This window comes from Haloferax sp. Atlit-4N, assembly GCF_003383025.1.
Lineage (GTDB): Archaea > Halobacteriota > Halobacteria > Halobacteriales > Haloferacaceae > Haloferax > Haloferax gibbonsii.
Map to the genome: position 1 here is coordinate 691,568 of NZ_PSYY01000001.1, position 24,601 is coordinate 716,168.

At 68.8% G+C, this 24,601-nt stretch carries 31 protein-coding genes; 15 read left to right on the top strand and 16 right to left on the bottom strand.

What is annotated here, in order from left to right; all coding sequences use genetic code 11:
• Positions 1–73: 73 nt before the first annotated feature.
• Positions 74–235, top strand: coding sequence for a hypothetical protein (locus C5C07_RS21570; protein ID WP_007275755.1), 162 nt, complete (start codon positions 74–76; stop codon positions 233–235).
• Positions 236–339: 104 nt separating this feature from the next.
• Positions 340–519, top strand: coding sequence for a hypothetical protein (locus tag C5C07_RS03640; protein WP_004972970.1), 180 nt, complete (start codon positions 340–342; stop codon positions 517–519).
• 92 nt (positions 520–611) lie between these two features.
• Here the strand turns inward: C5C07_RS03640 and C5C07_RS03645 are convergent, their stop codons facing one another.
• Positions 612–2,150: a (R)-citramalate synthase gene (locus C5C07_RS03645; RefSeq protein WP_115804575.1), complete on the bottom strand. Its 1,539-nt coding sequence runs from the start codon at positions 2,148–2,150 to the stop codon at positions 612–614.
• 225 nt (positions 2,151–2,375) lie between these two features.
• Entirely contained in the window at positions 2,376–2,723 is a 348-nt protein-coding gene (locus tag C5C07_RS03650) for a DUF192 domain-containing protein (RefSeq protein WP_115804576.1), read from the bottom strand.
• A 102-nt stretch (positions 2,724–2,825) separates the two neighbouring features.
• Here C5C07_RS03650 and C5C07_RS03655 point away from each other — a divergent pair, with 102 nt between their 5' ends.
• The 3 genes from C5C07_RS03655 (at position 2,826) to C5C07_RS03665 (ending at position 6,097) form a co-directional block, all read left to right on the top strand.
• Positions 2,826–3,350 (top strand): hypothetical protein, encoded by a 525-nt coding sequence (locus C5C07_RS03655; RefSeq protein WP_115804577.1) that lies wholly within the window; start codon positions 2,826–2,828, stop codon positions 3,348–3,350.
• Positions 3,351–3,465: 115 nt separating this feature from the next.
• Positions 3,466–4,017: a GMP synthase subunit A gene (locus C5C07_RS03660; RefSeq protein ID WP_004972959.1), complete on the top strand. Its 552-nt coding sequence runs from the start codon at positions 3,466–3,468 to the stop codon at positions 4,015–4,017.
• A gap of 166 nt (positions 4,018–4,183) precedes the next feature.
• On the top strand, positions 4,184–6,097 hold the full coding sequence (locus C5C07_RS03665; RefSeq protein ID WP_115804578.1) for a DUF2070 family protein: 1,914 nt from the start codon (positions 4,184–4,186) through the stop codon (positions 6,095–6,097).
• Positions 6,098–6,207: 110 nt separating this feature from the next.
• Here the strand turns inward: C5C07_RS03665 and C5C07_RS03670 are convergent, their stop codons facing one another.
• The 6 genes from C5C07_RS03670 to C5C07_RS03695 all read right to left on the bottom strand — a co-directional run bounded on the left by C5C07_RS03670 (position 6,208) and on the right by C5C07_RS03695 (position 7,988).
• A complete protein-coding gene (locus C5C07_RS03670) occupies positions 6,208–6,414 on the bottom strand; it encodes an HVO_0649 family zinc finger protein (protein ID WP_050458698.1) in 207 nt (68 codons plus the stop codon).
• A gap of 183 nt (positions 6,415–6,597) precedes the next feature.
• Positions 6,598–6,852, bottom strand: coding sequence for a DUF3194 domain-containing protein (locus C5C07_RS03675; RefSeq protein ID WP_004972953.1), 255 nt, complete (start codon positions 6,850–6,852; stop codon positions 6,598–6,600).
• Positions 6,853–7,236, bottom strand: a complete 384-nt coding sequence (locus C5C07_RS03680; protein ID WP_004972952.1) for a prefoldin subunit beta — start codon at positions 7,234–7,236, stop codon at positions 6,853–6,855.
• A 43-nt stretch (positions 7,237–7,279) separates the two neighbouring features.
• Positions 7,280–7,549, bottom strand: a complete 270-nt coding sequence (locus C5C07_RS03685; protein ID WP_004972949.1) for a KEOPS complex subunit Pcc1 — start codon at positions 7,547–7,549, stop codon at positions 7,280–7,282.
• A 1-nt stretch (position 7,550) separates the two neighbouring features.
• The gene (locus C5C07_RS03690) at positions 7,551–7,685 is read right to left on the bottom strand and encodes a DNA-directed RNA polymerase subunit P (RefSeq protein WP_004044283.1); all 135 of its coding nucleotides are present in this window, start codon (positions 7,683–7,685) and stop codon (positions 7,551–7,553) included.
• A gap of 33 nt (positions 7,686–7,718) precedes the next feature.
• Complete coding sequence (locus C5C07_RS03695; protein WP_004972948.1) at positions 7,719–7,988, bottom strand: hypothetical protein; 270 nt, start codon at positions 7,986–7,988, stop codon at positions 7,719–7,721.
• A gap of 102 nt (positions 7,989–8,090) precedes the next feature.
• Between C5C07_RS03695 and C5C07_RS03700 the strand changes: the two genes are divergently transcribed.
• A complete protein-coding gene (locus C5C07_RS03700; RefSeq protein WP_115804579.1) occupies positions 8,091–9,095 on the top strand; it encodes an NAD-dependent epimerase/dehydratase family protein in 1,005 nt (334 codons plus the stop codon).
• 38 nt (positions 9,096–9,133) lie between these two features.
• On the opposite strand, the gene C5C07_RS03705 is transcribed toward C5C07_RS03700, so the two are convergent.
• Positions 9,134–9,859 (bottom strand): DUF2103 domain-containing protein, encoded by a 726-nt coding sequence (locus C5C07_RS03705; protein WP_115804580.1) that lies wholly within the window; start codon positions 9,857–9,859, stop codon positions 9,134–9,136.
• A gap of 126 nt (positions 9,860–9,985) precedes the next feature.
• Between C5C07_RS03705 and C5C07_RS03710 the strand changes: the two genes are divergently transcribed.
• Positions 9,986–10,798 (top strand): hypothetical protein, encoded by an 813-nt coding sequence (locus C5C07_RS03710; RefSeq protein ID WP_004972942.1) that lies wholly within the window; start codon positions 9,986–9,988, stop codon positions 10,796–10,798.
• 21 nt (positions 10,799–10,819) lie between these two features.
• On the opposite strand, the gene truD is transcribed toward C5C07_RS03710, so the two are convergent.
• Together truD and pth2 are read right to left on the bottom strand one after the other, a co-directional pair.
• Complete coding sequence (gene truD, locus C5C07_RS03715; RefSeq protein WP_115804581.1) at positions 10,820–12,208, bottom strand: tRNA pseudouridine(13) synthase TruD; 1,389 nt, start codon at positions 12,206–12,208, stop codon at positions 10,820–10,822.
• Positions 12,208–12,546, bottom strand: a complete 339-nt coding sequence (pth2, locus tag C5C07_RS03720) for a peptidyl-tRNA hydrolase Pth2 (protein ID WP_004972937.1) — start codon at positions 12,544–12,546, stop codon at positions 12,208–12,210. Before pth2 ends, truD begins: the two co-directional genes overlap by 1 nt.
• A 96-nt stretch (positions 12,547–12,642) precedes the next feature.
• On the opposite strand from pth2, the gene C5C07_RS03725 reads away from it, so the two are divergent.
• From C5C07_RS03725 to C5C07_RS03745, 5 genes are all read left to right on the top strand, one after another.
• The gene (locus C5C07_RS03725) at positions 12,643–13,383 is read left to right on the top strand and encodes a Yip1 family protein (protein ID WP_115804582.1); all 741 of its coding nucleotides are present in this window, start codon (positions 12,643–12,645) and stop codon (positions 13,381–13,383) included.
• A 144-nt stretch (positions 13,384–13,527) separates the two neighbouring features.
• Positions 13,528–14,115: a dCTP deaminase gene (dcd, locus tag C5C07_RS03730; RefSeq protein ID WP_004972933.1), complete on the top strand. Its 588-nt coding sequence runs from the start codon at positions 13,528–13,530 to the stop codon at positions 14,113–14,115.
• Entirely contained in the window at positions 14,112–15,011 is a 900-nt protein-coding gene (locus C5C07_RS03735; protein ID WP_004065036.1) for a thiamine-phosphate synthase family protein, read from the top strand. Before dcd ends, C5C07_RS03735 begins: the two co-directional genes overlap by 4 nt.
• Positions 15,012–15,021: 10 nt before the next feature.
• Positions 15,022–15,735, top strand: coding sequence for a class I SAM-dependent methyltransferase (locus tag C5C07_RS03740; RefSeq protein WP_115804583.1), 714 nt, complete (start codon positions 15,022–15,024; stop codon positions 15,733–15,735).
• Positions 15,736–15,801: 66 nt separating this feature from the next.
• A complete protein-coding gene (locus tag C5C07_RS03745) occupies positions 15,802–16,269 on the top strand; it encodes a hypothetical protein (RefSeq protein WP_004972928.1) in 468 nt (155 codons plus the stop codon).
• 78 nt (positions 16,270–16,347) lie between these two features.
• On the opposite strand, the gene C5C07_RS03750 is transcribed toward C5C07_RS03745, so the two are convergent.
• Positions 16,348–17,271 (bottom strand): sulfide-dependent adenosine diphosphate thiazole synthase, encoded by a 924-nt coding sequence (locus C5C07_RS03750; RefSeq protein ID WP_004065032.1) that lies wholly within the window; start codon positions 17,269–17,271, stop codon positions 16,348–16,350.
• A 91-nt stretch (positions 17,272–17,362) separates the two neighbouring features.
• On the opposite strand from C5C07_RS03750, the gene C5C07_RS03755 reads away from it, so the two are divergent.
• Positions 17,363–18,850 (top strand): dihydrolipoamide acetyltransferase family protein, encoded by a 1,488-nt coding sequence (locus C5C07_RS03755; RefSeq protein WP_049904952.1) that lies wholly within the window; start codon positions 17,363–17,365, stop codon positions 18,848–18,850.
• A 54-nt stretch (positions 18,851–18,904) separates the two neighbouring features.
• Here C5C07_RS03755 and C5C07_RS03760 read toward each other — a convergent pair whose 3' ends face one another.
• The 3 genes from C5C07_RS03760 to C5C07_RS03770 are packed head-to-tail and all read right to left on the bottom strand — an operon-like array spanning position 18,905 to position 21,957.
• The gene (locus C5C07_RS03760; RefSeq protein ID WP_004972924.1) at positions 18,905–19,915 is read right to left on the bottom strand and encodes an NAD(+)/NADH kinase; all 1,011 of its coding nucleotides are present in this window, start codon (positions 19,913–19,915) and stop codon (positions 18,905–18,907) included.
• On the bottom strand, positions 19,916–20,926 hold the full coding sequence (locus tag C5C07_RS03765) for an alpha-ketoacid dehydrogenase subunit beta (protein WP_004972922.1): 1,011 nt from the start codon (positions 20,924–20,926) through the stop codon (positions 19,916–19,918). It lies immediately after the preceding gene.
• Complete coding sequence (locus C5C07_RS03770) at positions 20,923–21,957, bottom strand: thiamine pyrophosphate-dependent dehydrogenase E1 component subunit alpha (RefSeq protein ID WP_004972921.1); 1,035 nt, start codon at positions 21,955–21,957, stop codon at positions 20,923–20,925. The genes C5C07_RS03765 and C5C07_RS03770 overlap by 4 nt, the downstream gene beginning before the upstream one ends.
• 249 nt (positions 21,958–22,206) lie before the next feature.
• Here C5C07_RS03770 and C5C07_RS03775 point away from each other — a divergent pair, with 249 nt between their 5' ends.
• Together C5C07_RS03775 and C5C07_RS03780 are read left to right on the top strand one after the other, a co-directional pair.
• Entirely contained in the window at positions 22,207–23,187 is a 981-nt protein-coding gene (locus tag C5C07_RS03775; protein WP_115804584.1) for a glutathione S-transferase family protein, read from the top strand.
• Between the two features lie 148 nt (positions 23,188–23,335).
• On the top strand, positions 23,336–24,409 hold the full coding sequence (locus tag C5C07_RS03780; RefSeq protein ID WP_115804585.1) for a molybdopterin-dependent oxidoreductase: 1,074 nt from the start codon (positions 23,336–23,338) through the stop codon (positions 24,407–24,409).
• A gap of 6 nt (positions 24,410–24,415) precedes the next feature.
• Here the strand turns inward: C5C07_RS03780 and C5C07_RS21575 are convergent, their stop codons facing one another.
• Positions 24,416–24,556, bottom strand: a complete 141-nt coding sequence (locus C5C07_RS21575) for a hypothetical protein (protein WP_199522720.1) — start codon at positions 24,554–24,556, stop codon at positions 24,416–24,418.
• Positions 24,557–24,601: the final 45 nt, after the last annotated feature.

Here is a 24,601-nt window from a genome sequence, read left to right on the forward strand (position 1 = left end):
GGTTCTGATACGCCAGACGGCTCACGCTTCGCCTGCCGAAATAGTTACTAATCAGACACGAATGGTGGACCGTATGGACGCCACACTCGAACACAGACTCGAAGTCATCATCGCCCTCCTGTTCCTGTTGCTCACCATCGAGGTCTACCGACTTGCCGGCTACTTCGGCGTCGCGTTCGTCATCGTGGCCACTCTCATCACCTTCGGACTGGGCTCGAAGCCGAGTTCGACCTGAGTCACGCTCTCCCCCGCGTGAGCGCCTCCCCCCGCGCAGTCCCTCGATTTCACTTTCACTCTACTAGGATGCGATACATATTCCCTGCCCGCGTCGGCCAACGTATGAGTGCGAACGTAGCAAGCGCGGACACGAGCGAACGGGACGGGACGCGACGCATCGACGTGACGACGGTCCGGACCGGCCGCGTCGCCGACTTCGCGGAGACGGAACTCGGCGACGCCGCTATCGGGTTCGAGCGCCGGGGCGGCTGGACCTACCTCGTCGCAAAAGACACGCAGTAAGTCGGTGTAGACTGCGGTCTCAGAGCGAACTCGGTCACCCGCGAGCAGGGCCCGGAGAGCGGGAGCGGGCGCGAAGAAGCGGGGTCGTTTTCTCAGTCGTCGGCCGACGCGGGCGTCGGCGACGTGTGATTCGGCGCGAGCAGTCGGTCCAGCGCGTTCACCATCGCCTGGACGCTCGCCCGCGTGATGTCGGCGTGCGACGCCGCGACGGTGACGCTTCGGTCGCCGAGTGACATCGTCACCTCGACGGTCACGACGGCGTCGGTACCGCCGGTGATGGCGTCGACGTGGTACTCGTCGAGTTGGGCGTCGGCGTCGGGGCCGAGCGCCTCGCGGACCGCCTTCACCGCGGCGTCGACCGGGCCGGACCCGGTGCCGGAGGCGACGCGTTCTTCGCCCTCGACGCGGAGGCGGACGCTCGCGGTCGGCGTGCCGCCGCCGGAGGCGGCCGTGAGGTCGAGCAGTTCGACCTGTCGGGCGCGCTCGCGGCCCTGGACGTCTTCTGCGAACGCGAGGAGGTCGGCGTCGGTGACGCGCTTGCCGCGGTCGCCGAGTTCCTTCACGCGCTCGACGACGGCCGCGACTTCCTCGTCGGTGGCGTCGACGCCGTGTTCGTCGAGGGCGGCCTTGACGCCGGCGCGGCCGGCGTGCTTCCCGAGGACGAGGCGGCGCTCGCGGCCGACCGTCTCCGGCGGGTACGGCTCGTACATCGCGTCGTCCTTGAGCGTCCCGTCGGTGTGGATGCCGCTCTCGTGGGTGAAGGCGTTCTGGCCGACGACCGCCTTGTTCGGCGGGAGCGCGACGCCCGTGGCCTGTGCGACCTTCTGGGCGAGCGCGTAGAGTTCGTCGAGCTTCACCGACTCCACGTCGTAGCAGTGGTCGAGCGCGATGGCGACCTCTTCGAGCGCCACGTTGCCGGCGCGCTCGCCGATGCCGTTGACCGTGGTGTGGACGAGGTCGGCCCCCGCGGCGAGGCTGGCGTGGACGTTCGCCATCGCGAGGCCGAGGTCGTCGTGGGTGTGCGTCGAGGTCGGCCCCAGTTCGGCGAGCCGAGAGACGACCTCGTAGGTGTGTTCGGGGCTCGTGTGGCCGACCGTGTCGGCGAAACAGAAGCGGTCGGCACCGGCGTCGTGGCTGGCGCGCGCGAGCGATTCGAGGAACTCCGGGGCGGCCCGCGAGCCGTCTTCACCGATGACCTCGACCCAGAGGCCGTGGTCCTTGGCGTAGGCGACGAGCTCGTCGGTCGTCTCGACGACGTCCTCGCGGGTCGTCCCGACTTTCGACTCGACGTGTCGGTCGCTCGCCGGCACGACGAGCGTGACGCCGTCCACGTCGCAGTCGAGCGCGAGGTCCACGTCGTTCTGGACGCCGCGGGCGAAACTCGTCACGGTCGCGTCGAGGCCGAGCGACGTGACGCGCTTTATCGTCTCGCGCTCGCCGGGGCCGGTGCAGGCGCTGCCGGCCTCGATGTAATCGACCTCCGCACGGTCGAGCGCGCGGGCGATATCGGCCTTCTCGGCCGGCGTCAGCGAGACGCCGGGGGCCTGCTCGCCGTCGCGGAGCGTTGTGTCTAGAAGCTGTACTGAATCAGAAGTGCGTAGCTCGGGGGTCTTCCCGAATCGTTCGTTCACGGTAGAATCGTGTCCTTGTAGGTTAGAACCGTCGAATTTCACAGCCAGCCGTCTCGCGACGACTTACTCTATCCTCCGTCGGTGTGGTAGGTCCCGACATAGTAGTTGAACACATATGTCGTCGAGTGTATAAAAGAGATGGTTCCGACAGAAATTGGTGTCTCGACGGGGGTGTCGTTGGAAGCGCGTTCAGTCGGTGGCTCCCGCGGCTGTCGGTTCGAACGCCTACTCGGAGAGTTCGACCAAATCGCCGGGTTCCACGTCGTCGGCCGCGCCCGCGGGGAGTTCGATGATGGTGTCGGCCATGCCGAAGCCGATACCCGTCCACGCCGACAGTCGCTTTTTCTTCGTCACCTCGTCGCCGACGAGCCAGAGCGCGTCGATGTCGAACGGGACGAACACCATGTGGAGGCTGTGGCGGTCGGCGTCGTCGAACCGGAACACGAGGGCGTAGTCGTCCGGCACGGAGCCGCGGAACATCAGCCCGCGCGCCTGCGAGAGAAACGAGTCGGCCGTCTCGACGTCCGACGCGAGTGTCGATTGGGTTCCGTTCTGTCGGTGGACGAGTCTCACGACGCCGGCTTCGACGGCGCGCGTGATGAATCCACCGCCGAGACGGCGGGTCGTCCGCCGTCGAGAGCAACGTTTAGGCCCGCCCCGCCCCGAACGCGCCCCATGGAGCGGACGCCGACAGGGACGCCCGTGGGAGTCGACGACCCCTACGACCACGCCGGTCGCTGCGACCACCTCACGAGCGACGGCGCGTGTCGCCTCGCCCGCGAATACGCCGACCGCGACCCGGCGTTCGCTCGCGAGCGCGCCCGAGCGAATTACGAGTGCGTCGCGGCCGCGGAGGGCTGTGACTTCCGCGACTGCCCGCACTACGCGTCGACGACGAACGGCCGCGAGTGCGTCCGCTGCGGCCTCGAAGAGGTTCGCATGGCCCACGATTCGGCCGCCCGCCCGTTACTCGAAGAACACCACCTGTCGTACGGCGGCCGCGACGGCGACGAACCCTCCCACGAAATCACGGTCGCGCTGTGTCGGTGGTGCCACACGAAGGTCCACAAGTCGTTCGCCCGCATCGACGACGACGCCTCGCCCGACGTCGAGGCCATCGCCGAGCGGGAGGGCCGCCGGACGAAGGAACTCGACGAACTCGGATTTCAGACGGCCCGGGACCGCGCCGGCGACGAGTGAGTCGCCGTGGCGACTCTCGCCCCCAACCACCCCCGACATGCCAATCTGATGCACGGATACGCGTATCTCGACCACTCTTCGATTGACTTTTAGGCACGGTGGTCCAATCCGGGACATGACCCGCATCGTCGTCATCGACAACCACGGGCAGTTCACCCACCTCGAACGGCGCGCGCTCCGCGACCTCGGCGTCGACACCGAACTCGTCGACAACGACACCGACCCCGCGGACATCGACGCGGACGGCATCGTCCTCTCCGGCGGCCCCGACATGGACCGCATCGGCCGCAGTCCCGACTACCTCGACCTCGACGTGCCCGTCCTCGGTATCTGTCTCGGCATGCAGATTCTCGCCGAAGAACTCGACGGCCGCGTCGGCTCCGGCGACTACGGCGGCTACGCCGACGTGGACGTGGAAATCCTCGACGAGGACGACCCGCTCATCGGCTCGCTCGCCCCCGAGACCCGCGTCTGGGCCAGCCACGCCGACGAGGTCAAGGAGGTCCCCGAGGGCTTCACCCACACCGCCACGAGCGACGTGTGTACCATCGAGGCCATGAGCGACGCCGACCGCGACCTCTACGGCGTCCAGTGGCACCCCGAGGTCGCCCACACCGACGAGGGCGAGGAAGTCTTCGAGAACTTCATCGACATCTGCGAGCAGTAGGCCGTCTCGCGGTCCGCGGCGACTCGCGTTGGTCTGTCGCCGCGACCAGACTCTCCCCGCCGCCGCGGGAGAAAATCGCATCCCGGCGACACGACGCGGTCTCCCACGGTCGTTCCTCGGAAGCAAGCCGAGACATTTACCGGCCTCCGTTCTGTCTGTTCGGGAAATGACCTCCACCCAGAGCGACCTCGCTGGGCTCTCGCGGTTCATCTTCCGCGCGCCCAGCTGGTACACGAGTCTCGGGTTCGCCCTGCTCGTCGCCGCGATGGCGGGCATCGGGGCGTTCGACTCCGGGGACCTCGCCAGCTCGTGGCGGGGTATCTTCTTCCTCGGCAGAGACGCTTGGGAAGGCATCTTCTTCATCGGGATTCCGACCGTCGTCGCGGCGTTCGGGACCACCGGCGTCGACCGGTTCGTCGGCGGGAAACTGACGCACAACCGCTCGTCGCTCCTCGCGCTCGCCGGCGAGGTAATCATCGTCACGTTCCTCACCGGGGCCGCCATCGTCTCCGTCTTCACGGGCCTCGGTCAGACGTTCATCTTCGACGCGCTCGTGGTCGCCCTCGCGTCGGTGTTCGCCTTCCGCCTGCTCATCGTGATGGCCGTCTCGCGGTCGTCGCTGCTCATCGCGGCGGTCCCGGCGAGCATCCAGACCCTCACGTCCGCCGCGCTCCTGTTCGTCTACAGCGGGACGCTCCGCTTCTTCGAGGTCGGCGGTCCCATCCTCGACGCCTATCTGATGCCGTATCTCGCCCGTCCCGACCGGGCACCGCCGGAGCTGTCGGCTATCGCGCTGAGCCACTTCCAACTCCTCGCTATCACCTGCGTGGTGTACGCTCTCGGCGTCTACGTCTTCCTCCGCATCGTCGACCGTCCGTGGCGTCGGAGCCTCGGGGTGTCGGTTCTCGATTTCATCCGCGGCTTCATCGGCCACATCGCCGAGGGCACCCGCGAGCTTGAGGACTTCTTCGAACAGCTCGGCCAGGAGGCAATCGTCCCCGTCACCGTGCTCTCGTTCGAGCGCGAGGACGGCACCGAGAAGGCCCGCTTCGTCCTGCCGATGATTCACCCCGGGCCGATGGGCGAAATCGGCGGCGGCAACTTCCCCGAACGCGTCGCCCGACGCGCCGAGGGCCTCGCGTTCCCGCCGCACGCGACCGCCGGCCACGACTTCAACCTCGTGACCGAGCGCGAGGTCGACGTGGTCCTCGACGCGGCCGACGACGCCTACGAGAGCATCGAGTACAGCTCCGACGTGACAGAAAGCGTCCGCGTGCAGTCCGGCGACGCGAAGATGCTCGGCCAGCGCTTCGGCGACGACGCGCTCCTCGTGTCGACGTACGCCCCGCAGTTCGCCGACGACGTCGAGTACGCGGTCGGCCTCTCGGCGTCCGCCGAGGCCCGCACGAGCGGCCTCCGGGACGTGCTCCTCGTCGACGCCCACAACTGCAACAACGGGCTCCAAGGGGCCGACCTCGGCCACGTCACCCCGGGGAGCAAGCGGTCGTTCGACATGATTACCGCCGCCGGACTCGCGGGCGAGGAACTCTCGGCGTCGTCGCGCGACTCGCTCTCGCTGGGGACGGCCTTCGACCCGACCGACTGGACGCCCCGGGAGGGCATCGGGCCGCTGGGCATCCGCGTGGCCGCGACGAGCGTCGGCGACCAGACGACCGCGTACGTCCTCATCGACGGGAACAACATGGAACCGGGGCTGCGCGACCGCATCGTCGAGGGACTCACGACCGGGCCGAACGCGAAAGCCGACATCGCCGAGGTGATGACGACCGACACGCACATCGTCAACACCGTCGAGGCGGAAAATCAGGTCGGCGCGGCCATCGACCCCGACGAACTCCGCGAGACCATCGAGCGCCTCGTCGACGAGGCGCTCGCGGACGCCGAACCCGTCGTCGCCGGCATGGCGACCGAGCGCGTCGAGGTGACGATCTTCGGCAACGACCGCACCGAGACGCTCGCCAGCCACGCCAACGTCGTCGTCTCGATGGGCGGGGCGCTCGCGCTCGCGCTCATCCTCGCGGCGATGGCCGTCAGCCTGCTCGTGTTCTTCCTCGCGTAGGCGACTCGCCGCCGCTCGTCGCCCTCGCCTTCGCTCTCAGTTCCGCTCTCGCCGCCGGCCGCGTCGCCACTCGCGGTTCGATTCCAGCGACGAGCGAACCCCCCGTCGCACTACTTCAGCGAGAGCGTCCGCGTCTCGATAGCGCCGCAACTCGGACAGACCCGCCGGTAGAACACGCTCGACCCGGTCGTCTTGGCGGACCACTCACCGTCGCTGTCGGTGAAGCCACACTTCGAACAGGTGAGGTCGTCCTCGCTGTATCGCTCTCGCAACCGGTCCAGTGCGGTCGTCCCTCTCGGCGTCCTTCTGATTGACATGAGGTAACATACACCACTATCATGTATAACTGTGTCGCGTGGTACCACACCCGAATGGAGTGATACTTGCGGAATCCAAATCCAACCCTGTAAATCGACGGCGCTCGCTCTGCTCGAGGGTCGAGTCGGCGGCACCGCTCACCGGGAGAAACCGAGTGCGGGGGGTGCCCGCGAGAACGTCCCTTACTCTTCGTCGGCGGCCGCGAACAGTTCGTCCACGGCCTCCTGCGCCGTCAGCGCCGCCTCCTCGGCGACGGCTTCCGCGTCGTCGGCGTCGTCGGGCGCGTTGACGTACACGTCCACGTCGAGGACGCCGTCTTCGAACGTCACGGTGACGTCGAAGTCCTTGACGCGAGACTGCTTGAAGCGGGCGAAGATGAGGCCCTCAGCCGCCTCCGCGGCGGTCTGGACCACTTCTTCGTCCGTCGGCTGTGGCATTTACGCGCCGCCGGGGCCCATCGGACCCGCGCCGCCCGCGCCGCCCTGGAGCATCTGCTGGAGCTCTTCCTGCAGGCTCTCGAACTTCTCCTGCACGCGCGTCTCCTGCTTCGTGAGCTGTTCGACGCGCACTTCGAGGCTCTCGACCTTCTCTTCGAGGTCGTCCTTGGCCGCTTCGTAGTCGGTCTCGATGAGGAGTTCGCCGACCTCGCGGTACATCTTGGAGTCAGCGTCGATTTCCTCGAGCGTGGTGAGCGCCGTCTGTGCTTCGTTGAGCGCGGTCTCGGAGGACTGCTTCTGCTCGGAGACGTTCTGGGCGGTCTCCTGAAGGTTCTGCAGTTCTTCGAGCTTCTCTTGGGCTTCCGGCGGCAGACTTCCCTGCATACCCGAACCGACGGGACGCCGGCCCTAAAACACCCGCGGTCTCCTACGCGGACCCGGACAGTGGCTCGCCGACGTCCGCGACGCGCTCTGCGGTCTCGACGAGGCGTATCCACGAGTTCAGGCCCGCGCGGAGCGCGACGAGGTCGTCGGCCTCGACGGTGACGACGACGGTCCGTCCCTCGCGGTCGACGCGGGCACCCGACCGGGCGTCGTCTATCTCGCCTTCCTCGACGGCGACGCTCCGCTCGACGACGCGTGCGCGCCGCTCCTCAGAATAGTCGAATTCGAGCGAAGCGCTGTGCGCTGGACGCACGCTACTCGACGGCGACTTCTTTGACGTTGGGGGACCGCTCCTTCAGGAGGACGCGGTGCCCGCAGTACGGACAGCGGACGCCACCGAACTCGTCCAGTTCGACATCGCGCTTGCACCGGGAACACTTGTAGCTCATTGTGAGATGTGAAGAGTCGAGGCTACTTGGGAGTTATTCGTCCTCGCCGGTGAGCGCGGCGCGGATGGAACGGCGGACCTGCTTGCCTGCGGGGGTCTGCGGGCGGTAGGTACCGCCGGTGAAGACCTCGCCGGTCTCTTCGTTCTTCCAGATGCCGGTTCCGACGCGGGTGACGTCGTCGCCGTCGACTTTGGAGTTGCGCATCTCTGCTTCGATTTCCTTGACGCGGCGTCGAGCGACGCGGCCGTACCGCGCGCCGAAGCGCCCGGAACTACCGACGGATCGAGCCTTCTTGTCGGCCATAGTACCGCGAACTACCTCGCCGGTATGGATAAACCCTACGAGTCGTCTCGGCATGTGACGGGCCTAGACACCGCTTTGTCGCCGGCGCGCGTACGGGAGACCATGACACAACACGTGGTGGTCGGTGCCGGCCCGGTCGGACTCGCGGTGATGGAACAGCTCAGGGAGCGCGGGGCGGACGTGGCCGCGGTGACGCGTCACGAACCTGACTACCTCCCCGAGGGCGTCGAGAGCCGCCTCGCGGACGTGCTCTACCCCGACCGCGCCGTCGCCGCGTTCGCGGACGCGGCTGTCGTCTACCACTGCGCCCAACCGCCGTACGACGAGTGGCCCGAACTGTTCCCCGACCTCACCCGCGGCATCGTCGCGGGAGCCGAAGCCGCCGGCGCGCGCCTCGTCGTCGCCGAGAACCTCTACATGTACGGCCCGGTGCAGGTCCGTCTCACCGAGGACCTCCCGTACGCCGCCACCGGCCCGAAGGGACAGGCCAGAGCCGAGTGCGCCGACATCGTCCTCGACGCCCACGAGGCGGGCCGCATCGAGGCCACCATCGGCCGCGCCAGCGACTTCTTCGGCCCGCGCGTCCGCGAGTCGGCCGTCGGCGAGCAGGTGTTCGGAGCCGCCGTCGCGGGCAAGCGCGCGAAGGTGTTCGGCGACCCGCGACTCGCCCACACCTACACCTACGTCCCCGACTTCGCGCGGGCGCTCGTCCTCCTCGGCGAGCGCGACGAGGCCCTCGGCGAGGTCTGGCACGTCCCGAACCCCGAGACGGTCTCGACGCGCCGCTTCGTCGACCTCGTCTACGAGGCCGCCGACGTCGACCCCGGCTTCCCGCGCATCATCGCCGCTCCGGGGCTCGCGCTGACCCTCGGCGGCTACCTGAGCGCGCCGTTGAAGGAACTCTCCGAGATGCGCTACGCCTTCGAGGAGCCGTACGTCGTCCGCGACGCGAAGTTCCGCGAGACGTTCGGCGACGCCGTCGAACCGACGCCGCTGCGAGACGCCATCGCCGAGACGGTCGCGTGGTACGAAACGCAGCGCGACGAAGCCGAGACGGAGCCGATTCACATCGAGACGGTTTCGGAGGGGGCCGCAGAGTCGGCCTGAGTCGGCCACTCGATTCCGGCCCGGCGTGTTTTCCTCCGCTACGTGTCTTGTAACTCGTCTTTTCGCAGCGCCTCGTTCAGGTCGTCGCGGACGCGCTCGCCCGTCTCGCGGTTCATCGCCGTCGTGACGATGCGGTTCTCCTGGACGCTCGACCCGTCTCGCAGGAGGAGTCTGACGTTGCCGTTGTCGTCGGCGCGGGTGACCTTCGCCCGGAGCCCCGTCCGCGACCCGGTGCCCCCGGCGTCGATGGGACCGGGAATGACCTTCTTGACGTGCGGGTGGCCGGCGACGACGCCGATCGCCCGGCGGCCCCGTCGCCCGCCGATGAGCGTGCTGTGGCTCCCGCCCAACTTCTCCGCGGGCGGGATGTCGACGACCTCCAGCGTCCGCTCGCCGCGGGTGTCGAGGACGCGCTGGACCGGGTCGTCGTCGGAGACGCGGTAGAACTCGTGGTGGAGTTGGGCGCGCGTCTCTCGGAGCGGGTCGCGCTCGCCCGCGGCGTACACGGTTTCGGGGCGCTTGCGCCGAATCTCGTCGGCGACGAGACCGGCGAAGTTGCGGAGCTGGACGACCTTCGTCTCGTCGTCCGACTCGGGAATCGTCGTGACGGTCGTCTCGCCGAGCACGTCCTCCTCGTCGAGAAACGTCAGCGTCGCGCGGTCGGCCTCGAAGACGGCCACGACGGCGTCGCAGTTGGCGGTGTTGCAGGTGAGACAGTAGTCTCCCGGCTTCTCTAACGGGTTTCCACACCGCCGACAGTGCATATCGACGTGTCGGGCGTGCGCGTACAAAAGGCCGTTTATGCGGGTCGGTCCGGACGCGACGCGGTCCCCGACGCGCGGTTCGCCCGGCGAAACATATTCGTCCCCGTGTCCGAGAGTCCACTTCGTATGCGCCGCCGCGCCCTTCTCGCATCGCTGTCGCCGCTCGCGCTCGCCGGTTTCGTCGGACTGGTCGCGCTCGCACTCGACCCCGAGACGACCGTCCGCCTCGCCACGCAACTGGGCCAGTCGGCGCTCGATACGGGGCTCGCTGTCGCCTCGTACCTCCGCCGGGCCGCGCCTCTCTCGACGGCGCTCTTCGCCGTTCTCGCGTGGGTCGCCGCCGGGAGCTTCCGCGCGTTCGTCGCCCACCGCGACCCCTCGGACACGCGGACGACCGCCGAACTCGCGTTCGCGCTCGTCGCCTCCGCGGCCGTCCCGCTCGTCGTCGTCTTCGCCCGCGACAGACCCGTCGTCGTCGCCGGCGCGGGCGTCGCGCTCCTCGCCGCCGGCGGTGCCGTCTTCGCCGGCCGCTCGAACGCCGAGGGCGTCGTCACCGGGTCGCTGTACGCGATGGCCCCCGTCGCGCTCGGCGGTGTCGCCGCGTCGCTCGTCGCCGGTCCCTCGGTCGCCCGAACCGCGACGCTGGCGCTCCCGCTGGCGGTCGGATACGCGCTCGGCGTCGCCAGCGCCCGCGGCCGGTTCCGCCTCGGCGCGACGGTCTCGGCGCTCGCGTTCGCAATCCCCGCGTGGTCGTACTTCCCGCCGGCCGCGGAGGCCGCCGGCTTCCGGTTGGAGACCGTCGGTCTCGCGGTCGGGTTCGCGGTCGCCGCGACGCTCTTTTCGCTTCCCTTCGCGGCCATCGGCTACGCGACCACGCGCACCGCGGACGCCGAGCGACGGGCGGGAGCCAGCCCCGCGGCAAGCGCCGCAAAACAGTAAGTTCGCGTCTCGATTCCCGTTTCAGAGGTCGAGCGGGCCGGCCTTCAGGTACTCGCGCATCACGGCCGTCGCGTACGAGCCGTGGGGGAGCGCGAAGTCGAAGACGAGGTCGTCGCCAGCGTCGTCAGCGTCGCCATCGCCGTCGGCGCCGCCCTCGCGGTCAACGTCGAGGTCGGTGCGGACGAGAATCGCCCGGCGCGTCCCGGTCGACCGGAAGTTGCCGGGGAGGTCGAAGTCGCCCGGTTCGAGGTCGAGGTCGTCGAGGACAGCCCGCTCGATGTCGCCCTGCTCGCCCTCGGCGAGTTCGGTGTCGGTGCCGACGAGCGGGGCCGTGACGAACGCGCGACCGCGTTCGATGTGTCGGCCCATGACCTCGACGCGGCGGCCCGTCGCGGTCTGGAGTCGGCTCACGTCGGGGAGCTCCAGCCCCTCGGGCGCGTCGCGGTCGGCGAAGCAGACCACGTCGCCCTCGACGGGTTCGTCGAACGGGAGGCCGCGGTCGAGGCGCTCCGAGAGCATCCGGTTGAACGCGTAGGACTGCGCGGCGTTGACGAACAGTCGCTGGAGGTTCGACGGGACCGATTCGAGCGCGTTGCGCCAGTCCTCGTCGGTCTCCGCGCCGTCCTCGGCGAGTCGGTGGAGCATGCCGCGCTCGTAGCCGAGGTAGCCCGGAATCCGGTCGAGCGCGCGGTGCCAGTCGGGGTCGGCCGACGCGGCTTCCTCGTCGACGACGGCGCGGCCTTCCTGCGTCTCCTCGGGTTCGTCCTCGGTCGGTCCGCCGCAGTACGCCAACACGGCCTCGCGCCACTCGCCGCGGACGACGTGCAGGCCGACTGTGTGGGTGATGGGGCGGATGCTGCCGAACCGCTGGTGGCCGAAGAAGTTCGGGACGCCGACGCGCTCGTCGCGGCCGCCGAACTCGGCGAGGGCGTCGGTGACGGCCGCGGCGTTTTCGGGGTTCTCGGGGTCGCGGACGCGGATGCGGAACCCGTTGCCCGCGAGGTCGCCGAAGTTCAGCGTGCGGCCGAGGCGGCCGACGACCTCGATGTCGGCGTTCGGAATCTCGGGCACGTCGTCGGCGTCGCCGCCGTTGACCGTGAACAGCTGGGTCGTCACGGCGTGTTTGTCCTTCGTGCCGGCCCACGAGACGCGCTCTCTGCTCGCGTCGAGTTCGTCCGAGAGCCGCCCCGCGAAGTCGTTGGTGTCCCAGCCGCGGAGGGTGACGCGGAGCACGAGGTTCGGGAAGTCGCCGGTCGGCGCGTCCGGCGGGCGGACGTTCAGCGAGTCGAGTTCGAGTTCGCGCACGCGGAAGTCCTCGGGGGCGACGCGAAGGCGGCCGCCGACGCCGTCGGCGTCGCTCACGTAGCTGTCGATGCCGACTGCGCGCTCAAGCGGGTGTGCCTCGCGCATCAGTACAGCGAGAGGTCGCCGGTCACGCGGTCGACCGATTCGTCGTCGGCGGGGCCGACCGCCAGCGCCGTCACCGTGCCGGGGTCGAGTTGCGTGTGCCCCGCGTCGCGGATGATGGCGTGGGGGATGCCCGCCCGCTCGGCCTTGTCGGCGAGTTTGAACAGTTCGGACTCGCCGTTGGCCTTGAGGACGACTTTCTTCTGTCCCTCGCCCTTCCAGCGCTTCCGAGTCTGCGAGTCGGTGTCCTCGTAGGCGGACAGCGAGGCGTGGGCGACCTGCGCGGCGAGCTTTCCCCGGCCCATGCCGAGGTCGGCGCGTGCGACGATGGCCTGTTTCATGCCCGCTACTCCCCGCCGACGCGGTAAATGTCCTCCCATCGCGGGCGTCGCGTGCGGGGCAGAAGACATTTCACCGACATCTTCGTGATTCGACTGATGGCAGGTCCCCGAACGCCCCTCCTCAAGCCGCGCGAGTACTTCGCGTCGCGGCCGCGACCGCTCGACGCCGGGCGGGCGCTCGCCGTCGTCGCGCTCGTGACGCTCGTCGTCGCGGCCGCCACCGGCGGCATCCTCGTCACGTTCACCCAACAGCTCGACCAGCAGGTCAGCGTCGACAACCCCGCGCACGCGCCGGAATGGATGTGCGAAAACTACGAAGAGGGCGGCCCGTTCGCCGACATGGACGCGCCGGCGGGCTGCGACCCCTCGGTCCCCGAACAGTTCGACGAGCGCCTCGGCGACCTCGTCTGGGACGAAATCTCGTGGGTCCCGTGGGCGATGCTCGTCGGCGTGCCGCTGTTCTGGCTCTTCGAGGGGGCGATGCTCCACCTCGGCACCTCGCTCGTCGGCGGCGAGGGCGGCTTCGCCGAGTCCCTGACGGTCGCCGCGTGGGGGATGGTCCCGAGCGCGGCCCGCGCCCTCGCGCTCGCCGGCTACCTCGCCTACGTCCTCCCGCGAATCGACCTCCCGTCGACCCCCGAGGCCGCGGTCACCGCGATGCAGTCCGCGCTGTCGGGCTTCGGCCTCGTCAGCGGGGTCGTCGTGGTTATCACGGTCGCGTGGGCGACGTACGTCCGGACCTACGGGATGGCCCGCGCCCGCGACCTCGACGTCGAGTCGGCCGCGGTCGTCACCGTCGGCCTGAGTCTCGTCGGTCTCCTGTTCGAACTCATCTGAGCCGCGCCGAACGGGGTGTCGTCTCCGAACCGAGACGGGGTGTCGTCTCCGAACCGAGACGGGGCGGTGTCGCCCCGCCGAGACTGGGTGGCACCTCCCGCCGAGAAGGTGGATTTACTTGTCCGCGTCGCGCTCCCTTCGAGTATGATACTCTCCGACTCGGACATCCTCGCACGCCTCGCCGAGGGTGACCTCGTGGTCGACCCGATAGACGACGTGGACATGCAGGTCCAGCCAGCGAGCGTCGACCTCCGCCTCGGCACCGAATTCCTGGAGTTCCAGCGCACGAACATCTCCTGTATCCACCCGAACCGAGAGCACGAAGTCTCCGAGTACGTCCGCGAGACGCACGTCCCGGAGGGCGACGACTTCATCCTCCACCCCGGCGACTTCGTCCTCGGCACGACCAAAGAGCGCGTGGCGATTCCGGACGACCTGCTGGCGACCGTCGAGGGGCGCTCTTCCCTCGGTCGCCTCGCGGTCGTCATCCACGCGACCGCCGGCATCGTCGATCCCGGCTACGAGGGCCAAATCACGCTCGAACTGTCGAACCTCGGCACCGCGCCGGTCGCGCTCACCCCCGGCATGCGCATCTCTCAGCTCGTGTTCACAGAGATGAAGTCGCCCGCCGACCGCCCCTACGGGGTCGAACGCGGCTCGAAGTATCAGGGCCAGCGCGGGCCGCAGGCGTCGCGGCTCAGCTCGGACCCCGAGTTCGGTGGCGACGAATGAAGTTCATCGAAGAAATCGTCGTGGACGCGTTCCTCCCGACGTTCCGCGCGCTCCTCGCGGAGGACCTCCGCGACCGCGGGTTCACCCAGTCGGAGGTCGCCGAGGCGCTCGGCATCAGCCAGAGCGCCGTCTCGAAGTACGCTCACGGCGAGGTCGCCACGAACGAGCGGGTCGCCACCGACCCCCGCGTCGTCGACCTCGTCTCCCGCGTCGGCGACGGCCTCGCCACCGGCGACATGACGCCCGTGCAGGCGCTCGTCGAGGCCGAGGTCCTCATCCGCCAACTCGAAGAGGGTGACCTGCTGTCGGACCTCCACGAAGAGGAGATGCCCGAACTCGCCTCCCACGACGGCTTCCGGAGCATCCACGACCCCGAGGGTCGCCTCCGAACCGTCGAGCAGGTCCGCTCGTCGGTCCGCCGCGGCCTCCGCATGCTCACGAACACCTCCGGCTTCGCGGGGCTCATCCCGAACGTCGGCTCCAACCTCGTGGAGTCGCTCCCGGACGCCGACAGCGTCGACGACGTGGCCGCCATCCCCGGCCGCATCTTCGACGTGAAGGGGCAGGCGACCGTTCCCGGTGAACCCGAGTTCGGCGTCAGCGGCCACGTCGCGGGCGTCCTGCTTTCGGCCCGCGCCGCCGGTGCCGACGTGAACGCCGCGCTCAACATCGTCTACGACGCGGGCGTCATCGAGGACCTCGAAGCCGCGGGCTACGAGTGCATCGAGTTCGACCCGGACGCGCCGACCGACCCGGTCCGCGAACTCCTCACCGCCCGCGACCTGCCGGAGACGTTCGTCGTCTACCAGAGCGGCGGCTACGGCATCGAACCCATCACGTACATCCTCGGCCCCGACGCGCCCGCCGTCGCCGACGTGGTCCGCGTCCTGCTCTGAGGCCCGTCCCATGACAGCCGAACAGCCCAACTCCCGTTCCCGTTCTCGCTCCCCGTCGTCGGTCGCCCAGTCGTTCTACACCCGGTGGGCGACGCTGTACGACGCGCTCGCCCGCCGCGCGCCCGGCGTTGGGAGCGTCAGAACCGAAGCCGCCGATGCGCTCGCGCTCGCCCCGGACGAGACGGTCGTCGAGATGGGCTGCGGGACGGGCGCGAACCTCCCGTACCTCGCCGAGCGCGTCGGTCCCGAGGGAACTGTCGTCGGCGTCGATTTCTCCCCCGGCGTCCTCGACGTGGCCCGCGAGCGGACCCGCGACTCCCCGAACGTCCACCTCGTCCGCGCCGACGCGACTCGGCCGCCGGTCGCACGCGGACTCGCCGAGTCCCCGGACGCCGTCCTCGCCACCTTCGTCTCGGGGATGTTCGACGACCCCGCGGCCGTGGTCTCGTCGTGGGCGGACCTCGTCGGCTCCGGCGGGCGACTCTGTCTCGTCGACCTCGCGGAGACGACCGACCCGCGCTGGCGACCGCTCAATCCGGTGTTTCGGGCGCTCGTCCGCGCCACCGCGCCGCCGGGGTCGCGCACGATGCGCGCGTCACCGACGAAGATGCTGAACCGGCGGCTCGTCGCGGCCCACCGGACGCTCGAATCGCGGTGTCGGGTGACCCACGAGACGACCCACGCGCTCGGCTTCGCGCGGGTCCGGGCGGGCGTGGTCGAGTAGCAATCGCCGGCGTGTGGTCCGACCGGCCGACAGAAGCGATATGTCGCCCCGGTGTCAAACGGTGGCATGGCCTCGTTCCTCGCGGAACTTCTCGGCGCGCCCTTCAACGCGTTTCACCTCTTGTTCTTGGGGCTCGTCGGCTACTGGGTGTCTCTCGACGCCGCCGAGCGGGGGAGTAACGCGAGTCTCCTGTGGGCGCTCGGCTGTGTCGTCTTCCAACCGCTCGTCGTCGGGTATCTGCTCTACCGGAGTCGAATCGGCGGGCGGCCCGAACCGGCGGGCGTTCAGGAGCGACTGGTCGGAACCTTCGTCATCAGTCACTTCGTCGCGGCACAGCTCTGGTTCGCGCTGCGACTCGTTGACGTAGTCGCGTCGGTGGCGTACCCGCCGGTCGTCGAGTTACAGTACTATCTCGCGTTGTTCGCTGTCGGTGCCGTCCCCGGCTTCCTGCTCGTGTGGAACCGTGGGTGGGCGCGAATCCGGCGAACGCTCGGCTGGGTTCACGAACAGGAACGCGAGGGAGTCCAGCAGTAACGGAAAACGGGTCGGGAGCGACCCGAAACAAGTGTCAGAGGCGTCGGGGGAACCGACAATCGGACCGTCGGGAGACGGTCAGTCGTCGGCCGGAGCGGGCCCGGAGATGCTCACTTCGGGCGCGTCGCGGCCGAGTTCGTCGAGACAGGACTGCGCCGCCTGTCGGCCGGACAGCAGCATGGCACCGAACGTCGGGCCCATGCGCGGCAGGTGGTGGGCGGTGGCGACGGCCATGCCGGAGGCGACGACGCCGGGGTGGACGACGCCCGTCGCGTCGACGATGCTGTCTTCGCTCTCGGAGACCCACATCGAGTCGTGGCCGGGCGAGTCGTGGCCGGGCGCGCCGTACTCGCCGTCGGCGGTCTTGTCCATGCCCGTGTTGTGTTCCTTGGCGTGTTCGATGCCGTTGACGTCGAGGACGCCGCGCTCGGAGAGCTTCGAGAGGACGACCGCGTCGTGGCCCGTCGCGTCGAGGACGAGGTCGGACTCGACCGCGATGGGGTCGACGCAGGTGAGTTCGCGCGGGAGCGCGTGGACCGGCGTCCAGTTCATGACGATGCCGCCGACGCGGTCGTCCTCGCGGAGGACGACGTCGGTGAACTCGGTCATGTTCTGGATTTTCGCGCCGGCGTCGCAGGCGGCCTTGATGAGCGCGGAACAGGCGTGCGGGCCGTCGGCGACGTACAGCCCCTCGGCCTCGTCGCTCTCCTCGTAGGGGACGCCGAGCTCGTCGAGGACGCGTTGGGCCGGGTCGCGGACGGTCACCTTGTTCATGAGGAAGCCGCCCAGCCAGAAGCCGCCGCCGAGGTAGTTGTTCTTCTCCACGATGGTCACGTCGACGCCGCGCTCGGCGAGTTCCTTGGCCGCGACGAGGCCGGAGGGACCGCCGCCGACGACGATGACTTCGGTGTCGGTGCGCTCGCGGAACTCCTCCATCCACGAGTCCGAAATCGCGCGTGTGACCTGTGCTTCTGTCGCGTCGGTGAATCCGTCGAACGACATATCACCTAGTGATATCACCCAGTAGTAAAGCCTGTTGGTCGGCGGACTCGCCGACCTAGGTATATCACGTTCTATTGTGTATGTTACTGCCATGGCGTACGTAGTCAAGATGCCCAAACTGGGACTGGAGATGAAGTCGGGCGAGCTCTCGGCGTGGCTCGTCTCGGAGGGCGACGAGGTCACCGAGGGCGAGCCAATCGCCGAAATCGAGTCGGAGAAGACGACGGCGGAAATCGACGCCAAGGAAGACGGCGTCCTGCGGCGCGTCGTCCTCGCCGAGGGCGAGTCGACAGCGCCCGGCGGCGCGCTGGCAATCGTCGCCGGTGCGGACGAGGACATCACCCAGTTGGAGGCGGACGCGGGCGTCGGCGAGGGTGGCGAGGAATCCGCCGCGACTGACGACGCGGCGGCGGACGCTGGCACGGCCGAGACGACCGAGACGGCGGCGACTGGCGACGCCTCGTCGGTGGCGAAACGACGGTCGAGCGGGTCGAGCGGGGCGTCAGGGAACGGCGAGGTCCGCGCGTCGCCGCGCGCGAAGCGACTCGCGGACGACCTCGGGCTCGACCTCACGGCCGTCGAGGGAACCGGGCCGCAGGGGGCAATCACCGAGAGCGACGTGGAAGCCGCGGCGGAGTCCGCGACGCCCGCCGAGACCGACGACTCCGGAGCGACCGCCGACACGGCGGACAAGCGCGTGTTTGCCCCGCCGAGCGCCCGCCGCCTCGCCCGCGAACTCGGCGTCGACATCGCGGCGGTCGAGGGCACGGGACAGAACGGCCGCATCACCGAGTCCGACGTGCGGGCGGCGGGCGGCGCGAGCGCGGCGGCAACCGACTCGCCGGCGACCGCCGGGGCCGATGCGACCGCCGCGAGCGAACCGGTCGAGACGGAGCGGCCGCTGTCGGGGATGCGCCGCACCATCGCCGACCGCCTCGGCGAGAGCTACCGTGAGGCGGTCCACGTCACAATCGACCGCCGCGCCGACGCGGAGGAACTGCTCGCCGCGGCGAACGCCGCCGACGACGCCCTCGGCGTGGACGTGTCGATAACGGACGTACTGCTCCTCGCGCTCTCGGCGTCCCTCGACGAACACCCCGAGTTCAACGCGACCTTCGAGGACGGCGTCCACAGGCTCCACGGGGAGCACAACGTCTGCATCGCGGTCGATATCGACGAGGGACTCATCGCGCCGGTCGTCCGCGACGTGGCCTCGCTGTCGCTCGCCGAACTCGCCGAGACCCGCGCCGAGGTCACCCAGCGGGCGCTGTCGGGTGACTTCACGATGGACGACCTCTCGGGGGGCACGTTCACCGTCTCGAACCTCGGCGTCCTCGGCGTCGAGTCGTTCGACCCGGTCATCAACCCGCCGCAGGTCGCCATCCTCGGCGTCAACACGATTCGCCGGGAGGCCGTGCCGACCGACGACGGCGACGTGGCCGTCCGGCGAGTTATCTCCTTTTCGCTGTCGTTCGACCACCGCATCGTCGACGGGGCGGACGCGGCCCGCATGCTCGGCACGCTCGTCGAACACGTCGAGAACCCGTGGTCGCTCGTCATCGCCGCCGGCGGGCGGTGAAAAAATCGGCGGCCGAACTGGTCGGTCAGGCCGGGCCGGGTCGGGGCCGCCGGCTCACCCGAGCCTGAAGCGCCCGTCGCTGGCCGCTCGTTCGAGGACCGACTCGACGTCGACCAGTCGCGGGCCGTCGCTCACCGGGCGGAGGCGGACGGTCCCGTTTCGCACCTCGTGTTCCCGCTCGCCGTCGACGCTGACGACCCCGCGGTCGACCTCGAACGCGTAGTCCTCGCCGTCGTCGAGGACGCGGTGTTCAGCCACGTCGACCGTCGAGAGTCGTCCGGGGACGGTAATCGCCCTGACCGTCGTTGGGGCGGTCGCTCCGCTCTCGCCGTCGCGAGCCAGTCGGAAGCCGACGCCGCCGGGGTCGTCCGGCCGGTGCGTGACGAGACCGCCGGCGATTCCCGAGAGCCCGATTTCGGCGGGCGACGACCGCGAGACGACGCCGCCGACGATGTCGCTCGGGTCGAGAATCGCCCGCGTGCCGACGAAGGGGCGGTCGAGAACGCCGACGGTTGCGAGCCCGCGGATGACCGTCGTCTGTTCGGCCCGGACGACGTTGACCTCGATGGTCCCGTGGCGCGTCGTCGCCTCCGCGGCGGGGACGGCTCCGCTTCCGACGAGCGCGGCGGCCGCGCCCGCGACGGTGCCGTCGACGGGCGTCGGGACGACGTTGTTCGTCCCCGTCGAGATGCTCACGACCGGCACGTCGCCGATGGTCTGGGCCACGTCCCGCGTCGTGCCGTCGCCGCCGAGGACGACGACGGCGTCGGCGTGGTCCGCGAAGTGGGCCGCGGCCGTTCTGCTGTCCCGTCCCGACGCCGTGACCGTCATGTCCACGAACTCGACGCCGAGTTCATCGGGCGCGTCGTCGACGATGCGGTCGGCGAGCCCCGTGCTGTCGGGCATGACGAGCACGTCCACGTCGTCGGCGAGCGTCAGCCCCGCGAGGACACAGCCCGCGGTGCGGCGTTTCGCGTAGTTGTTACTGACGCTCGCGCCGCCGGTGAGCCGACGGATGTCGCGGCCGGCGGCGGGGTTGACGACGAGACCGATAGTGGTCGTCACTTACACGATGCGGTTGATTGCGGCTTCCACGTCGGAGCCGTGGGGAAGCACCTCCTCTTCGAGCGCGGGGCTGAAGGGGATGTGAACGTCGGCGACGCCGACCCGCTGGATGGGCGCGTCGAGGCTGTAGAACGCGTTCTCCATGACGCGCGTCGCCACCTCAGCGTGGGTCCCGTACGACAGCGGGCTTTCGTCGGCGATGACGAGGCGACCGGTCTTTTTGACGCTCTCGACCAGCGTCTCGGTGTCCATCGGGTAGAGCGACCGGAGGTCGATGACCTCGACGCTCGTCTGTCCCGCGAGTTCCTCGGCGAGTTCGAGCGACTCGCCGACCATGCGCTGGGTGGCGACGACGGTCACGTCCTCGCCCTCGCGCTCGACGCTCGCGGTGCCGATTGGGATGGTGAAGTCGTCGTCGAGCGGCACCTCGCCCTTCTGTTCGTATATCTGCTTGTTCTCGAAGACGATGACCGGGTCGTCGGACCGGATGGCCGACTTCAACAGCCCCTTGGCGGACGCCGGCGTCGCGGGCGCGACGGCCATCACGCCGGGGAAGTGGGCAAACCACGTGTGAATCGTCCCGGAGTGCTGGCTGGCCGCGCCGCTCCCGCCGCCCTCGGTCGTTCTGACGGTGACGGGCATCTCCGTCTTACCGCCGAACATGTAGCGGTTCTTCGCCATCTGGTTGATTATCTGCTCGGAGCAGACGCCGATGAAGTCCGAGAACATGATTTCGACGACCGGCCGCGTTCCGGTCGCCGCAGCGCCGACCGCCGCGCCCATGAAGCCGGCTTCGCTGATGGGCGTGTCGCGGACGCGCTCCTCGCCGAACTGCTCGACGAGGTCGCCTGTGACCTCGTAGACGCCGCCGAACTTCCCGACGTCCTCGCCCATGACGAACACGTCGTCGTCGCGTTCGAGTTCCTCGCGGAGGGCGAGTCGAATCGCCTCCCGGATGGTCATCTCCTTCGTCTGGTCCGGGCCGGTCCCGCTGCTGGTCTCGGTGCTCATCGGTCCTCACCTCCGTCGGCCCGCATCCCGCTGGAGAAGTCGCTAATCTCCGGAACGGCCGCGTTGAACATGTCTTCGTACGCCTCGCTCGGGTCCGGGTACGCCGCGTCTTTCGCCTTCCCGACGGCGTCTTCGATCTGCTGGTCGATTTCGGCTTTCATCTCGTCGAACTCGTCTTCGGTTATCGTCCCCGCGTCCACGAGTCGTCGCTTGAACGACTCGATGGCGTCGCGGTCCTTCCAAATCGCGACGTCCTCCTCGGTCCGGTACGGCTGTTGGTCGCCCTCGAAGTGGCCGTGGTACCGATACGTCTCGGCCTCGATGAACGTCGGTCCCTCGCCGTCGGCGGCCCGCTTGCGCGCCTCCTTGACGGCCTCGTAGACCGCGGTGATGTCCATCCCGTCGACGGTGAAACCGGGGATGTTGTACGCCTCCGCGGTCTCGCTGAGGTTCTGGACGTTGTGCTGTTTCTCGACGGGTGTCGCCTCGCCGTACTGGTTGTTTTCGACGAGGAACACCGCCGGGAGGTTCCACGTCGCCGCGAGGTTGATGGCCTCGTGGACCTGTCCCTGTGCGACCGCGCCGTCGCCGAAGAACGCCAGCGCGACGGTGTCTTCGCCCTTCAGATGCGAGGTGAGCGCGGCACCCGTCGCCAGCGGCGGCCCCGCGCCGACGATGCCGTTCGCCCCGAGCATCCCCGCGTCGACGTCCGCGATGTGCATCGACCCGCCTTTGCCGTTACAGTAGCCGTTGGCCTTGCCGAACAGTTCGGCCATCATCAGGTCCGGGTCGAGGCCCTTCGCGATGCAGTGGCCGTGTCCCCTGTGGGTGCTCGTGATGTAGTCGTCCGATTCGAGGGCCGAACACGCGCCGACCCCGACCGCTTCCTCACCGACGTAGAGGTGGACGAACCCGGGGAGTTCGCCGTCGCTGAATAGGTCGGCCGCTTTCGTGTCGAACGCTCGAATCGTGAGCATCCGGCGAAGCGCCTCGCGCTGTCCATCCTCCGTCTCGATGTCTAGTACCACCATGCGACATCCCCACAATTGTCATAATCTATGATGGCTTTTTCTCAAACTGACAGTCACCGAGTTAGTCGCGCGGGTGTGACTGTGTAATCGAATCACACGGGGCTGTGCCGATTCTGACGACTCTCTTACACGAGGTGACGACATGCGTCGCCGCCCCGGATAGCCGGCCGGTTACACCGATGTCGCCTCCCAACTTTTGGTGTTCAGGTCCCAACGGACGGACATGCGAGCACTCCAGGTCGTGGTAGCATGAACATGCTCTACGAAGGCGAGTGGCGAACCGACAAGTTCGTCGCCAACAACGAAGACGGCGAGTTCGAGCGCCAGACGACCGACTTCCGCAACTGGGTCGGCGAGGACGAGCGGTTCCCGGTCGAGGCCGGGCGATACCACCTCTACATCTGTCGGGCGTGCCCGTGGGCACACCGCACCGCGATGACGCGCGCGCTGAAGGGCCTCGAAGACGCGATTTCGCTGTCGCTCGTCGAACCCGTCCGCATCGACGACGGCTGGGAGTTCTCCGAGGACCTCCCGGACCCGCTGTACGGCGAGGAGTTCCTCCGCGACATCTACCTCCGCGCCGACGACGAGTTCACCGGGCGCGTCACCGTGCCCGTGCTGTGGGACAAAGAGCGCGAGACTATCGTCAACAACGAGTCACGCGAGATAATGCGGATGCTCGACGAGGCGTTCGACCCCATCGCCGACAACGACGTGGACCTCAACCCCGACGGTTACGAGGAGGAGGTCGACCGCCTCATCGACGAGATTTACGAGCCGGTCAACAACGGCGTCTACCGCGCCGGGTTCGCGACGACCCAAGAAGCCTACGAGGAGGCCGTCGAGGAACTGTTCGACGCGCTGGACCACTGGGACGAGGTCCTCGACGACCAGCGGTTCCTCGCCGGCGACGTGCTCACCGAGGCGGACATCGCGATGTTCGCGACGCTGATTCGCTTCGACCACGTCTACCACACGCACTTCAAGTGTAACAAGAAGGCCATCCACGAGTACGACAACCTCTGGAACTACACGAAGGAACTCTACCAGCTTCTGGGGGTCGCAAAGACGGTCAACATGGACCACATCGTCCGGCACTACTTCGTCAGCCACGGCGACATCAACCCCAAGCGCATCTACGGCGTCGGCCCCGACCTCGACTTCGAGGCGGAACACGACCGCGACCGCCTTCCGGCGGACCTCCCCGCGGCGCTGACGGCCGACGACTGAACCGCCGCTCGGTTTTCGCGCTCGTCTTCGTCCCCGTCCCCGTCCCCGTCCCCGTCTCCGTCTCCGTCCCCATCTTCGTTTCGCGCCCGGCTCCGTTCTCGCCGTCTCTCTCGACACCCTATTCCCGTTCGAAACGCTATCACTTCTCATGGCAAGCCGCGCGACCCGCGCGCTCCGGCGGTTCGAACCGCCGCCGCGGGCGGTCGACTGGTCCATCTTCGCGCTCGTCGTCTTCGAGACGCTCTCGGGCGTGCTGAGCCTCGGAGCCGGCCATCCGGCCAACGTCCTCCTGTTCGTCGTCCACGGCGTCGCCGGCCTCTCGCTGGTCGCGCTCGTCGGCTTCAAACTCTATCGGGTCCGCCACCGCGTGGTCGACTCGCGGCTCCGGGACCGCCACACAGCCGTCTCGATTCTCCTCGCGGTCGTCGCGCTCGCGGCACTCGGTACCGGCATCGCGTGGGTGCTCGGCGTCGAGGTCCGAATCGCCTTCTGGACGCTTCTCAACGTCCACATCGGCTTCGGCCTGCTCGTCATTCCAGTCCTTCTCGTCCACCTCCGGGCGCGCTTCCGCGCACCCCGCGCGGTCGACTTCGCGGAGCGACGCCGGGCGCTCCAGTACGGCGCGATACTCGTCTTCGGCGCGGCGAGCTACCGCGCGACCGAGACGGTGGGGTCGCTCCGCGGCGTCGGTCGACGATTCACCGGGTCGCGGCCGCTCCCGCCCGGCGAGGGCAACGACGCCTTTCCGGTGACGAGTTGGGTCGCCGACGACCCCGACCCCGTCGACCACGACTCGTGGTCCCTTTCGGTCGCGGGACTGGTCGACCGTCCGCTCGAACTCGACCGGGCGGACCTCGCGCCCGACGAGACGCGGTCGGTCCTCTTGGACTGCACGAGCGGGTGGTACACCGAGCAGAACTGGACCGGCGTGAGACTCGGCGACGCGCTCGATAGCGCCGGTGTTCACTCGTCAGCGCGGTGGGTGACGGTCCGGTCGGTGACGGGCTTCCGGTGGTCCTTCCCAATCGCGGAGGCCCGGGAGATGTTGCTTGCGACCCGCGTCGTCGGCGAACCGCTCTCGCACGGCCACGGCGCGCCGCTCCGACTGGTCGCGCCGAACCGACGCGGCTTCCAGTGGGTCAAGTGGGTCGATGCGGTCGAGGTGCGCCGGCGACGCGACCCGGCCCAGTGGCTCGCGGTGCTGGTGAGCGGGTTCGGATAGCGACGCTCACCACGGGAGAATCCACAGCACGTCGACGAAGCGGTCCAGAAGCGACGTGTCGCTCTCGCCGTCTTCGTCGGCCGCGTCGTCGGTCGAAGCGTCCGTCGCCCCGCCTTCGTCGGGCGCGCTCGTATCGGTGGAGGGCATACCCGTGCTATACTCGTCAACAGAAGAATACTTTCTGTGGACGTC